General features: G+C 36.9%; 12 protein-coding genes. 2 read left to right on the forward strand and 10 right to left on the reverse strand.

Features of this window, described 5'->3' with window-relative positions; all coding sequences use genetic code 11:
- Positions 1–34: 34 nt before the first annotated feature.
- Positions 35–2,089: a sigma 54-interacting transcriptional regulator gene (locus ACKXGF_RS08785; RefSeq protein WP_411953399.1), complete on the reverse strand. Its 2,055-nt coding sequence runs from the start codon at positions 2,087–2,089 to the stop codon at positions 35–37.
- Between the two features lie 134 nt (positions 2,090–2,223).
- Between ACKXGF_RS08785 and ACKXGF_RS08790 the strand changes: the two genes are divergently transcribed.
- Both ACKXGF_RS08790 and ACKXGF_RS08795 read left to right on the forward strand, forming a co-directional pair.
- Complete coding sequence (locus ACKXGF_RS08790; RefSeq protein WP_411953400.1) at positions 2,224–2,442, forward strand: DUF2627 family protein; 219 nt, start codon at positions 2,224–2,226, stop codon at positions 2,440–2,442.
- Positions 2,443–2,795: 353 nt separating this feature from the next.
- Positions 2,796–3,326 (forward strand): hypothetical protein, encoded by a 531-nt coding sequence (locus tag ACKXGF_RS08795; protein ID WP_411953401.1) that lies wholly within the window; start codon positions 2,796–2,798, stop codon positions 3,324–3,326.
- 207 nt (positions 3,327–3,533) lie between these two features.
- Here the strand turns inward: ACKXGF_RS08795 and ACKXGF_RS08800 are convergent, their stop codons facing one another.
- The 9 genes from ACKXGF_RS08800 to ACKXGF_RS08840 form a co-directional block, all read right to left on the reverse strand.
- Positions 3,534–4,886 (reverse strand): aspartate kinase, encoded by a 1,353-nt coding sequence (locus ACKXGF_RS08800; RefSeq protein WP_411953402.1) that lies wholly within the window; start codon positions 4,884–4,886, stop codon positions 3,534–3,536.
- 117 nt (positions 4,887–5,003) lie between these two features.
- Positions 5,004–5,783: a sporulation transcription factor Spo0A gene (spo0A, locus tag ACKXGF_RS08805; protein ID WP_411953403.1), complete on the reverse strand. Its 780-nt coding sequence runs from the start codon at positions 5,781–5,783 to the stop codon at positions 5,004–5,006.
- Positions 5,784–5,992: 209 nt separating this feature from the next.
- Positions 5,993–7,072: a SpoIVB peptidase gene (gene spoIVB, locus ACKXGF_RS08810; RefSeq protein ID WP_411953404.1), complete on the reverse strand. Its 1,080-nt coding sequence runs from the start codon at positions 7,070–7,072 to the stop codon at positions 5,993–5,995.
- Between the two features lie 153 nt (positions 7,073–7,225).
- Positions 7,226–8,947 (reverse strand): DNA repair protein RecN, encoded by a 1,722-nt coding sequence (gene recN / locus ACKXGF_RS08815; protein WP_411953405.1) that lies wholly within the window; start codon positions 8,945–8,947, stop codon positions 7,226–7,228.
- Between the two features lie 17 nt (positions 8,948–8,964).
- Entirely contained in the window at positions 8,965–9,414 is a 450-nt protein-coding gene (gene ahrC / locus ACKXGF_RS08820) for a transcriptional regulator AhrC/ArgR (RefSeq protein WP_167262497.1), read from the reverse strand.
- 24 nt (positions 9,415–9,438) lie between these two features.
- Positions 9,439–10,263, reverse strand: coding sequence for a TlyA family RNA methyltransferase (locus ACKXGF_RS08825; protein ID WP_411953406.1), 825 nt, complete (start codon positions 10,261–10,263; stop codon positions 9,439–9,441).
- Positions 10,264–10,265: 2 nt separating this feature from the next.
- A complete protein-coding gene (gene dxs / locus ACKXGF_RS08830) occupies positions 10,266–12,158 on the reverse strand; it encodes a 1-deoxy-D-xylulose-5-phosphate synthase (protein ID WP_411953407.1) in 1,893 nt (630 codons plus the stop codon).
- Between the two features lie 52 nt (positions 12,159–12,210).
- Complete coding sequence (locus ACKXGF_RS08835) at positions 12,211–12,795, reverse strand: hypothetical protein (RefSeq protein ID WP_411953408.1); 585 nt, start codon at positions 12,793–12,795, stop codon at positions 12,211–12,213.
- Positions 12,796–13,494: 699 nt separating this feature from the next.
- On the reverse strand, positions 13,495–14,361 hold the full coding sequence (locus ACKXGF_RS08840) for a polyprenyl synthetase family protein (protein ID WP_411955577.1): 867 nt from the start codon (positions 14,359–14,361) through the stop codon (positions 13,495–13,497).
- Positions 14,362–14,363 lie beyond the last annotated feature (2 nt).

A 14,363-nucleotide genomic window follows, 5' to 3' on the forward strand; every position in this document is an offset into this window, starting at 1 on the left:
TTTTAATCACCTTCATGTTGTCCTATTTCGTTTATCAGCCTTGAACATGTTTGCCTAAATTATGTTTTTCCATCTTGTAATAAAGGTTACGAATCGAAATATTTAATTGTTTGGCTGTTTTCGATTTAATATAATTATTTCTTTCTAATGTTTCTAAAATTAGTTGTTTTTCAAATTCATCTAATGCATCTTGTAAAGGAATGCTTTCCTGATGATCAGGTTCCTGAAATAAATCTAATTCATGATAAGTCTGTTTTCGTAACTGCGGTAAATGGCGCTCAGCAATATTTGTCTCATTTTGGCCCATACTAATAATCGCTCTACCAATAATGTTTTCTAACTCACGCACATTACCAGGGAAATCATACGAACTCAATTTATCCAATGCTTCAGGTTCAATCGAATGAACATAACGACCATATTCTGCATTCAGTTTTATTATAAAATGATCAATAAGAGGTTTTAGATCCTCTTTCCTTTCCCTTAGCGGAGCAATCATAATTGGTAATCGACTCAAACGATAAAATAAATCTTCTCGGAATTCTCTTTCCATCATCGCCCGTTCCAAATTGACATTTGTCGCTGCAATCATTCGAACATTGACAGGTAATGGATCTTGACTGCCAACTCGAATTACCTGTTGTTTTTCTAAAACATATAAAATGCGTGCCTGTAAATGAAGCGACAAATCCCCTATTTCATCAAGAAACAATGAGCCGTTATGTGCTTCTTCTATTAGTCCTCTCTGCTGTTCAGGAGGTCCTAACACATTCCCAAATAACGATTTTTCGAGGGCTTCTTCATCCATTGCTGCACAATTGACTCGGATAAATTTATAATGCTTGCGATTACTTTCATTATGAATCGCATGCGCCATTAATTCCTTACCTGTACCAGACTCACCACGTAACAAAATCGTTACTGGATTTTTAGCACCTACTTTCGCTTGTTCCAGGGTCAATGTCATCTCAGATGAGTGAGCAATTATATCATCAAAAGTATATTTTGCCTCTAGATTACGAATAATTTGTCTTGCTTTTTTCAATTCTGAAGTAAGCGACTCAATCTCAGATAAATCATGGATAATCGCCACACTACCTTTCAAAACACCATCCACTAAAATCGGCGCAGCATTAACCAAAACATCTCGTTTGGATGGGCCCACTTTCATTCTCGCTCCACGAACAGGTCGGCGTGTTTTAAGAACCTGCATATGCATACTTTCGCCTTCTGAGATATCTGTTGTCGCAGGCTTACCAATGACCTCATTTTCTTTTAACCCTGTTATGTTAGTATAAGCAGGGTTAATCAGTATACCAACACCATTTTCATCCACTACAGAGATAGCTTCTTCACTGGATTGAATAATCGCTTCTAACATGTTTTGAATGTTTTTGAGATCTGTTATTTCTTCAGCTAATTCGACGACTTCAGTAATATCCTTAAATACGGCAAAAGCACCGAGAAGTTCGCCACTATTCGTAATTAATGGAATTCGCGTAGTAATAATTTGTTTACCATTATGTAAGCGAAGAGATTGATTTAATTCTTTTTGTTTCGTTTTCATCACTTTCGGTAAATGAGAATCCGGAATAATGGATTGAATCGGTTGTTCCAGCATATCATCTTTATTTAAATTCAAAACATTCTCAGCCGCTTCATTTACAAAAGTTACGGTTTGATCCAACCCAATCACAATCATTCCATCATGAATTGAATCAAGTAATAAGTTGCGGGAGTCTGTTTCATTCTTTAATTCATTAAATAAATCCTCGCGTTCATTTAATAAATTATAAATTATATGAGCAACCGTTCCTGGAATAAGCACTGATTGTTTCGGTTTATGTTGTTTGAGATCATCAAATACATCCTCTATTCCCGTTGTTTCCACAATGATATCAATCGGCTCGGATAATGCATCCCAATAGGAATGAAAAGTTTTGATATTTTTTTGTTCTGCTAATAATATCCCAGGAGCCTTTTCATCAATGTCTGCAACTGCTTGCACATTGATCATATCTATTTGTTCAAATAAACGAATAAGTGCCGTTCCGCCTTGACCAACACCGACTATTAACACATTTTGCATTCTACGACACCTACATTTGCAATTTTTTGCACACTTCTATCATATTGAAAGCGCTTTAATTATGCAAGTATTTTTCATTTTTTTTATGGATAAATTTTGATATACTACTAGAAGTGAATGAAGGGGAGACTACAATGCGTTCAATTGCCTTATTTATAATGATTATTCCAGGAGTTATTGCAGCTTATGGTATGATTTTAATGCGCGATGCTTTTTTCGGGCAGGTTGCTGCAATATTTTTCAATAATGTTTTTCTACAATTTATTGGCGGTTTGATATTGTTTGTTGGAGGACTCGGCTTTATAGGTGGCTTTATTGTATACCGAGATAAAAAACGAGGTAAGCGATCATAAAAAAAGGAGCTCGAAGTTTCGTAACGGGTTCCGTTCAGAAGTGCAAACAGACAAAAACACATACTATTTCACACGTGAATTCGCATTTGAATTCACGTGTTTTATTTTGCTGTAACATCAGGGTTTTATAAAGGTTTTCTATTATAATCACACCCTAAAACAAATGACCATTCACAAGGGCTGAATTAAATATTGTAGTAGGTGTGAATCGGTTGTGATTTTATGTGAATTTTATTTTAAATCCAGGCAGAATAGAAAATTATGTTAAAATAAATATAAGGATATAAAAAGTTTGTGAAGCAATGTACTTAAGCTAACGGAGCAGGTAAGTTGAATAAATGTAGGAGGTATCTATGAAACAAATTAGAAAGTTATTAATCTTATTACTTTTTATTTTGTTATTGTCTGCTTGTAATCAGAATGAAGAACATCCATATGATCAAAGCATAGAAGGTATTGATGATTTCCCATATGAGTTTAAGCTTCCGACTCATATGCCATATGAGGTAGAACGAGTAAAGTTATTCCATTATGACCAAAGAACTGAAGAGTTACCTAAAAAAATAGATGATTTAAAACCATTGGATTTTAGCTTAGAAGTTTCACTACGTGGTACGTCGAAAGAAGAATTAGTTCTAACTCATATTGAGCCGAAAAAAGAGTTTGGAAATAAAATAGGTTCGAACGAACAACAATTAGAATTGAGTAATGGCACAGAAGCAAAATATTTCTATAATGGTAGTTCTCAAATCTTAACTTGGAATGATTCAGGTTTCAGTTACGACATTATAGTTTATCTTCCTGAACAGGATCAAGAACTCTATTCCGTAGAGGACCTGATTAAAATAGCTAATTCTTTTGCACCATATTATAAGTTTGAGTAACCACTTCAACTAAATGGAGCGTTAGTTGAAGTAGGAAAATTCATGCAAAAGGGACTTAGAAAAAATTCTAAGTCCCTTTTGCATGATTTCTAATATAAATTTAGTGAGAATTCTTATGTGAGTTGCCTTGCGATTTTAACTGCGATTTAACGTCTTGCACCTCATAACGGAACCTGTTAGAATTTTCGAGCTCCTTTTTTATTTAAGCTAAGCTTCTAAGAAAAATTCACGATATAGTGATCGAACAGCTTGATCCACTTTGTTTTCATCAATACCGAACATCATCGAGACTTCTGAAGATCCTTCGTTAATCATATTAATCCTCACATCTGCATCAGCAAACGCTTTGGTTGCTTTCGAAGCCACATGCAGTCGTTCACTCATTCCTTCGCCAACTAACATGACCATAGCTAAACCATGAATGACATCAACTGTATCAGCGTTGAGTTCATTTTTAATTCTGTTTTTCAGTCGTTCTTCCTTGTCGCCTTTAATATGATCTCGTCTTATAATGACCGACATATCGTCAATCCCTGAAGGCGCATGCTCGAAAGAAATATCCATATCTGCCAGGATCCCTAATAAACGCTGACCAAAGCCAATTTCACGGTTCATTAAGTATTTCCGTACATATATAGATGAAAATCCTTCATCACTAGCAATACCAACGACTTGCTGACTAAGATCATCTTTATTTGAGACAATCATAGTTCCTTCTGCACCAGGATCATGAGTACTCTTAATACAAACAGGAATATTTTTTTGGAAAGCTGGAATTAAAGCTTCATCATGAAATACTGTAAACCCAGCATAGGATAATTCTCGCATTTCTTTATAAGTTAGAGTATGGATCTCGTGTGGTTGATCAACGATTTTCGGGTTGACGCAATAGACAGAACTAACATCAGTAAAGTTCTCGTATAAATCTGCTTGTACACCTGCAGCAACAATTGAACCCGTAATATCTGATCCACCACGTGGGAATGTGGTTAAAACACCCGTTTCGGTATATCCGAAGAAACCAGGAATGACAACAACCCCACTTCTTTCGGTTAATTTATGGATTTCCTCATAACTTTTCTCTAAGATTTGAGCGCCACCTGGCTCAGAATTAACGATAATCCCTGCATCTTTCGGGTTGACATAAGTTGCCTGTGTGCCACGTTTATTGAGATATGCACTCAAAATCCGAGCTAAGGAATCCTCTCCCATTGCTTTTAATCCATCTGTTAAATGTGTCGTATTCGTCGTTTCACGTAACAAACGACGCGATTCATTTTCAATACGCGCTACGATATCATCTGATAACCCTAGCTGATCTGTAATGGCCTGAAAGCGTTGAGAGATTTTGAATAATGTTACTTCGTAATCTTGTCCACTGTTAAATTGTTCACCCAATTGGATAAACATATCTGTTACTTTTTCATCTTCGTCATAACGTTTTCCAGGAGCAGAAACGACAATAAATTTTCTATCGGGATCTGATTCAATAATTGAAGCGACTTGTTCAAGCATTGCATGATCTGCTACTGAACTTCCACCAAACTTTGCTACTTTCACTATTATCACCACTATTTTGAATTGTTTTATAACGAACAGTGCTTATTTTAACATATCCGTCACAAAAGAAAAGGGTGTTAGCCAATCAATCGCTAACACCCTTGTATATAAACCCGTTTATCCCACTTTATGCTCTAAACGTAATTTATCAGCAATCATTGCGATAAATTCACTGTTAGTCGGTTTTGCTTTAGACATGCTTACCGTGTAGCCAAAAATAGCGGAAAGCGAATCAATATTGCCTCGATTCCAAGCGACCTCAATAGCATGACGAATCGCTCTTTCTACACGAGATGCTGTCGTATTATATTTCTTTGCAATATCTGGATAAAGTACTTTCGTGATGGATCCAAGTAATTCAATATCATGATAAACCATACCAATAGCTTCTCGTAGGTATAGGTAACCTTTAATATGTGCTGGAACACCAACTTCATGAATAATTGATGTAATATTAGATTCTAAATCGATTGGTTTTGCCTTAGGCTCACTTGTCACATGTTTTAAAGGCGAGTAAGGTTTTGAGCCAGCTACATTAACAACTTGATCTTTTAACATATCTAAGTCAAATGGCTTCAGCATATAGTATGTAGCCCCTAACTCCACAGCTTTCTTCGTAACGGACTCATGACCAAATGCTGTTAACATAATAACCTTGGGTGGTTTAGTAAGTGATAAAGATCGTAATTGCTCCATAACTGCCAATCCATCCATGTGCGGCATGATGATGTCTAAAATAAGCACATCAGGTTCTTGTTCCTTAATGACATCAAGACACTCATTACCATTAAAAGCAGTTCCAACAACTTGTGTTTCTGCTTCCTCTCTAAAATGCTCCTCAAGCATGTGTACGAGTTCGCGATTGTCATCCGCGATTGCAACTTTAATTGTCTCCATCGTATTCCCTCCTAAAAATTATCCGTATCGCTCTCATATAAGACTTTCGACAGTTAGACGTATTTTCCTTTTTAAAAGGTAAAATTTTTTATATTTTTTCATATTTAATAACTTTATATCCAAAAATCGACAATTAATTAATTGATTCGACACAGAAATCAGACTATTATACATTAAGCTCAATACGAGTACTCGTATTGAGCTTAATGTTAACTGGCTTTATTTTCTTCACTTGATTGTTTAACTTTTAGTCCAGCTTCTTCTAACATCCATTCAAGATGCACACCATAACCACTTGTAGGATCGTTTAAGAAGACATGTGTGACGGCACCAACAATTTTTCCATTTTGAATAATTGGACTGCCACTCATTCCTTGAACTATTCCTCCTGTTTGCTCAAGCAACTCTTCATCTGTAACTTGTACAATCATACCTTTTGTTTCTGGATTTTTCGAAGGGACACTGCTGACAATTTCGACGTCAAACTCTTCAACTTTTTTTCCTTTAACAACTGTTCTAATTTTCGCTTTACCTTCTTTAACTTCATTAGCTGGAGCAACTGGAATTGGCTCAATTCCCTGCTTATTCGTAAAGTCATTCTGAGTCAGTTTACCATAAACACCATAATCAGAGTTTTTCTGAATTGACCCGATTGGCTCATCTGTTTTAGAAAATTTCGCTCTCTTTTCACCAGGAGAGCCACTTTCACCTTTATTGATGGATGTGACATCAGAAAGAACAATCTGACCATCAAAAATATCTAAAGGCTTCTTCGTTTGCTGGTCTGCGATAACGTGTCCTAAAGCTCCATAACGCATGGTTAACGGATCGTAAAACGTTAATGTGCCAATACCAGCTGTCGCATCGCGAATATACAAGCCTAATTTGTAATTATCCTTCTCCTTTTTAGGTTCAATTTCAACTGGGAAAATATGCTCTTTGCGTTTAATTCTTAATTCAATTGGAGAATCAGAATTTTGGTACTTTGTCATAAACGTTTTAAATGTTTGCATATCATCGATTTTGTGACCGTTTAATTGTAGAATGATATCTCCTATTTCCACACCAGATTCTTCGGCTGGGGATTCCTTCGAATCATTTGTGCTTATTTCGTTAAAACCTACAACTACGACACCAGATGTATGCAATTTAATACCTAATGATTGTCCACCAGGTACAACTTCTTCTACTGGCTGTAACGATTGAGCAAATGCTGGCTGGATGACTGTAAGCGGAAGAACAAATGAAATAAGGAGGATTAGGTTTATTTTAATTTGTGAACGGCTCAATGAATCCTCACTCCTCATTTCAATTTAATTGAAGCTTTAATGTTAATTTGAGCCGATTAAATACTTTTTAAACGGGAAAAGTAAAGTCAATATAGTTTAACTTTTCCTAAACAAAACTGGATTATAAACGAATAAAAGCTAGACAAAGGGTGTCTAGCTTTTTAAAGAAGCAGCTTGTTTAATTAATTCTTCAGCATGTTGAGTCGTTGTTTCAGTTAATTCACCACCTGAAATCATTCGACCAACTTCATCAATTGTTTCTTGTTGATCCAGTTTTTGTACAGAAGTATTCGTAAAACCTTTTTGCGTAACATCTTTTTCAATAAGATAGTGATGATCAGCCATAGCAGCAACTTGCGGCAGATGGGTGATACAAAGCACTTGTGATTGACTTGATACGCCGTGTATTTTCTGAGCAATAGCCTGTGCAACTCGACCACTAACGCCTGTATCAACTTCATCAAAAATAACACTTGTGATCCCTTGATGTTGAGAAAGGATACTTTTAATTGCTAACATAATACGGGAAATCTCTCCCCCTGAAGCAACCTTATGTAAGGGTTTTAAAGGTTCTCCAGGATTAGTGGTGATTAGAAATTGGACAAGATCAAGACCTTGCTTCATTAATTTAATGTTTTGATCACGCCATGCTACTGGTCCTGATTGAGTCGAAAATGAAACATCAAACTGAGCCTTCTCTAGATAAAGATCTTTTAACTCATATTGAATCGCTTCTGATAAGTCATTCGCAATCTCTTGACGTAATTTATGTAAATGCTCAGCTTCTGTAAGGGCATCTTTTTGAACTTCTTGTATTTCTTTTTCTAAAGATTGTAAATGGGTGTCTTTGTTGTGTAATTGTTCTAATTCTTCTTCCATTTCAGCCATACGAGTCATGAGCTCATTAAGTTCAAGGCCATACTTACGTTTTAACCGATTAAGTTCAAAAAGCCGTGTTTCAATTTCATCTAGTCGACCTGGTTGAAATTCGAGATCATCCACCCGATTACGCAAGTCATGTGACAATTCTTCTAATGAATAATAACTCGTTTTGAGTTGTTGTGATAACTGCTTAAACTCATCATTAACATCTTCTAGTGATTCTAAAGCTGTCATGGCTTGACCTAAGTAATCTAAAGTATGACTTTCAGCAGCTAGGGATTCATAAGCTGTATTTAACCCATCGAATATTCGTTCATAATTCATTAACTGGCGGCGCTCTTCTTCGAGTTGTTCGTCCTCTTTCGGCTCAAGATTGGCCTCATTTAACTCTTGCCATTGAAAGGTCAGTAAATCAATGCGTTGAACCACTTCTTGTTCATTATGAGATAACTCATCGTATTTACGTCTTAATGATTGTAATTCATCATACAGCTCTTTATAATGCTCTTTTGTCTGTTGTAACCGTTCTGGAGCAAAATGATCAAGCAAATTAATATGACTGTCAGGATTCATAAGGGATTGCGTTTCATGTTGACTGTGAATGTCAATGAGTTGACGTCCGATTTCCTTCAAGACAGCAAGTGTAATTAGTTTTCCGTTAACTTTACATATACTTTTTCCTTTTGCTGTTATTCGACGTTCAACAACAACACTGCCTTCATCATAATCGACAGGTATATCAAATTGTTCCAATAAGTTCTGAACACCTTCTGAACGACTATCAATAAAGAACAACCCTTCGATTAGTGCTTGTTCAGCTTGATGGCGCACATATTCAACTGAAGCACGTGCCCCAGCTAATAATTGAATGGCATCAATAATAATTGATTTACCTGCCCCTGTTTCACCTGTTAAAACCGTCAAACCATCATCAAAAGTCAAGGAAACTTCATCTATAATGGCAAAATCTTTAATCGTAATTTGTGCTAACACAACAGCCACCTCTTATTCTAGAGCATAGTCATAAACGCATCATATACAGCTTGACTTTGTTCAGGCGTTCTACAAATAATTAAACATGTATCATCCCCGCAAATACTTCCCATGATATCTTCCCAATCTAGCTGGTCAATTAAAACACCTACTGCTTGGGCATTTCCGGGAACTGTCTTTAAAATAATAAAATGATCCGCACGGTCAATCGAAACAAAGCTTTCAATTAAAGTGCGTTGCAACTTCTCAGTAGGGTTAACTTTTGTATCACCAGGCAAACTATACTTATACCCGCCTGATTGTGTTGGAACTTTCACTAATTGAAGCTCTTTAATATCTCGGGAAATCGTTGCTTGCGTAACATCATACCCTAAATCATGAAATGTCTGAACTAATTCATCTTGTGTCTCTATATCCTGTTTGTAAATTAAATCACGGATTTTTAATAAACGCTGCGTTTTCTTCAATGACTTTGTCACCAACTTTTTTTCTTATGATCGGTTGTTGAAATCGTGATGTGCTGCTTCAATCACTGTATTTATTTGAGTATCTGGAATATTAGACGTTTGGCTATTCTCACCCCATCTTGCATGCAATAAAAATTCAATATTTCCGTCCCCTCCAGTGATTGGGGAGTAATCTAAATTGACTAAGGAGAAGCCTTCATTATATATAAATTGTAACACATCTTCTAGAACCGCATGATGCGTTTCTGAATCTCGTATAATCCCTTTTTTCCCGACAGCATCACGACCTGCTTCAAATTGAGGCTTAATTAAAGCAACAATGTCTGACTGAGATTTTACAATCGATTTAATAACAGGGAATATTAATTTTAATGAAATAAACGAAACATCAGTCACAGCCAGTGTAGGTAAACCAAATTCAAAGTCATCCTTTGTGACATAACGAAAATTAACACGCTCCATTACAACCACTCGGTCATCCTGTCGTAATGACCACGCTAATTGATTATAACCAACATCAATTGCATAGCTTAATTTAGCTCCATGTTGAAGGGCACAGTCTGTAAATCCTCCAGTAGAAGAACCAATATCGACAATACTTTGATTATTTAAATTTAAGTCAAACTGTTTAATTGCTTTCTCAAGCTTTAAGCCGCCCCGACTAACATACGGGACAGCTTTACCTTTGACATAAATATTAATAGTCGGGTCAATCTTAACACCTGGCTTGTCTAATAGCTCATGATCAGTATAAACTAATCCAGCCATAATCGAACGCTTTGCTTTTTCTCTCGAATCGAAAAAGCCTTGTTCAACTAAAAATGTATCCAATCTTACTTTTTTCATCATGTTTAAGCTCTTTTCCTCTGGGTCGGCACAATTTCTTTTACTTCTTGTTCAATTTTTTCAACTGTTAGACCAACTTCTTCTAATAAATCATCAACACTTCCATGTTCAATGAATCGATCAGGAATTCCCATTCTAGAGATATATGGAAATGGTAATTTTTCTACTTCAAAAAACTCTAATACGGCACTACCGAAGCCGCCTTGAAGTGCATGTTCTTCAATAGTTAAAATCGGTAATTTTTCTTGTGCTAATTGATGCATGAGGTTATGATCTAATGGCTTAATAAATCGAGCATTAACTACACGAACGGATATACCTTCTTTTTCTAATGAATGAGCTGCTTCAAGCGCTCGAGGTATCATGGTACCAAATGTTAAAATCACTAAATCTTCGCCATCTTTAAGCACTTCCCATGAGCCTATAGGAATACTTTCGTAGTCGCCTAATTCCGGTTCATCACTTGCATTTCCACGCGGATAACGTAACGCCATTGGACCATCATCATTTTGAACAGCGGTATGAACCATGTTCTGACCTTCTTTTGCATCCTTTGGCATCATTATTTTCATATTTGGCAGATCTCGTAAAAATGAAATGTCAAAAACACCTTGATGCGTCTCTCCATCAGCTCCAACTAAACCAGCGCGGTCAATACCAAATATTACATTTAAATTTTGACGGCAAACATCATGAATAACTTGGTCATATCCACGTTGTAAGAAGGTCGAGTAAATGGATAGTACTGGTTTCATACCTTGGGTCGCTAATCCAGCCGATACTGTTGTCGCATGTTGTTCAGCGATACCTACATCAAATAATCGATCCGGAAAAGCCTTACGGAAGTCTTCTAATTTAGATCCCACTGTCATAGCTGGTGTAATGGCTACGATTCGCTCATCTGTCTTAGCAAGATCCATTAAGCTGTCACTAATCACTTTACTCCAAGCTTTACCTGATGAACCTTTTTTAACGGATTCTCCTGATTCAATCTTATAAGGTCCAACACCATGCCAAGTTCCAACCGTGTCATTTTCTGCAGGATGATACCCTTTACCTTTTGTTGTTAGAACATGAATAATAATTGGGCCTTCAGTTTTTTTAGCATAATCAATCGACTTAAATAAATCATCATAACTATGACCATCAACTGGGCCGTAGTAAGTAAAACCTAACTCTTCAAAAAACATACCCGGTACAACTAAATATTTCATACTGTCTTTAATTCGTTCAGCAGTATTAGCTATTCGTCCACCTACTGTAGGGATCTTTTTAAGAAGAAATTCAAGTTCATCCTTCACCCAATTATACCTTTGTCCACTTCTTAAACGTGCTAACATATTATGCATCGCACCCACATTAGGTGCAATTGACATTTCATTATCATTTAAAATGACAATCATGTTTTTCTTTTCGTGACCGATGTGATTAAGTGCCTCTAAGGCCATGCCACCCGTTAAGGCACCATCTCCAATAATAGGTACAACATGATGGTCTTCTTGTTTAATATCACGAGCAATAGCCATACCCATAGCTGCGGATAAGGAAGTGGAACTATGGCCAGTTTCCCAAATGTCATGTTCACTTTCATTACGTTTTGGAAAACCACATAGCCCTTGATATTGTCTTAACGTTGCAAATTGACCAGTTCTTCCGGTTAACATTTTATGAACGTATGCTTGATGGCCTACATCCCATAGAAATTTATCGTTAGGGCTGTCAAATTCTTGGTGCAATGCCAAAGTTAACTCCACAACACCTAAATTAGGGCCAAGATGACCACCTGTTTCAGATAAATTATTAATTAAAAATGACCGAATATCTCCGCTAAGCTTAATCAATTCATCTCTAGACAAATGTTTAATTTGAGAAGGATGTTCAATGTTTTGAAGATCCATGTTGGATCACACACCTTTATGTTGAAATAAATTTTCTATCACTATAAATTATTTATCGTTTTTTATTTGATGGTAACAAACGTATTCTTAATGTGTCTTCAATTATAGCTGTAACTTTACCTGCAAATAAAACTAAATCAGTTGATAACCTTACAGCTAATGACTTCCCTAACGCTTTACCACCTACAGTTAGAGCTGCAACTAAACTTGTAAAAATAATACCAATCACAAATTGATATGTACTTATATTCCCATCTGTAATAACCGTTGCTAACTGAATCACAACAAGTGTTGAAGCGGTACCACTAATGACACCAGCAATATCTCCAATCACATCATTACAAAAAGTAGCAAACTTATCAGCATTTCGAACAATTCGAATAGCGTTTTTAGCGCCATAAACTTTTTCTGAAGCCATGGAATGAAAAGGTTTTTCACTTGCGGCAGTCGCTGCTATCCCCAACATATCTGATAGTACACCAATCAATACGATCGTTAAGACAATGATAATACCTATAAACCAATTTACGCCACCTAAAACACCTTGTGAAACGATTGAAAAAATGGCCGCTAACACAAAAGTGATAACGGCTATACTTATACTAAACCTTATGGATTCTTTTATAATCTTGAGCATTTGTTGACCTCGTATTTTTATACATTCCAACCCTATTATGTAACGAAAGGGATGGTCATTTAAAAGGTAAAAATTGCGGCTTAGGTCCAGCAGGTTTTCCCAGGTCGTTACCGTGTGTTGCCACTACGGAGGTTCCCCTTTAAAACGACCCCAGCTCCGTTTCCGGATGCTAAACTGGATTACCACTTAGCCCGCACTATAATCCCTTTTAAATGTCTTATGGAACAGTCTAGGAGTTTTCCTCGGCAGCCTTTGACCACTTCCTAGCCTCTTTTGCAGTGTCTATTTCATACAACGTTGCGAGTGTTTCATTCGCTGGCCACACGACTGAACACTATATGGTTGTAATCCCCTACACACCACTCAAGGCAGGCTACGCTGCAGATAACGAATTCCTCGCTATCATACAGGTTCATACCCCATTTCATACCTTATAATCATGTGTCATAAGGCACAAATATGGGCCTCCACGGAAGCAGGGTCAACGCCCACATGCCATTGTGGATCGCCCTACGACCTTAACTCCCAGCATCGACCCAAGGCTGGGCGCCTCAAGCCAACACCAGGAACTTCATCGATGTGCCCTTTGGCGGATTTTTAGGCCCGCCTTCAGAAGCGGAGGACCGACTAGAATACTGCACCACCCCTTGTGTAAATCCTATTTTACCATATTACGATTATACTCACAATTATGTGCACTCAGTTATTTCTGCGACCAAATAGATTAATAAATGCAATCAGATTTTCATCATTAACATTAGCTTCATTTAATGCATTCACGGCTTTAGTCATACAATCTTCTCGCCATTCTATTGCCTGTTCTAAACCAAGTAAGCTCGGGAACGTATTTTTATGTAAGGAGACATCACTTCCTATTGGTTTCCCTAGCTCATCTTCACTTCCTGTTACATCCAAAATATCATCCTGTATTTGAAAGATCATTCCTAAGTAGAATGCGTATCGATCAAGTGATTCGATTTGCGGAGGTATAGCACCACCCAAATAAGCACCTATTTTAACCGCTGCGCGGATTAGTGCTCCTGTTTTGTACCGATGTACTAACTCCAATTGGTCAATTGTGATTGTCTTACCTTCTGATTGTAAATCAAGAAATTGACCTTGGATCATGCCTTCAAATCCACTCGCCTGACTTAATTGTTGTGTAACGTATACTTTTTCTTCAGCATCCAAATAAGAACTGTTCGCAATCAATTGAAAAGCATAGGTTAAGAATCCATCGCCTACAAGAATTGCTGTCGCTTCATTAAATTGCTTGTGGATTGTCGGTTGACCACGTCGTAAATCGTCATCATCCATAGCAGGTAGGTCGTCGTGAATTAATGAGTATGTATGAACAAGCTCAAGCGCAAGCATGACATCGCTTATTTTTTGAGTGTGTTCCGAAAAAACACGGAAGGTTTCTTGCATTAATATAGGACGAAGCCGTTTCCCCCCTGCACTAATTGCATATTGAACGGCTTGTTGAAATTCCTGAGGCAAATCTAATTGACCAAGGCGATTTATAAGTAACTGATCAACATCATTTTTATAACTTTCTAATTGCATAG

Origin of the sequence: Alkalibacillus sp. S2W (genome assembly GCF_046764385.1) — a bacterium.
Taxonomy (GTDB): domain Bacteria; phylum Bacillota; class Bacilli; order Bacillales; family Alkalibacillaceae; genus Alkalibacillus; species Alkalibacillus almallahensis.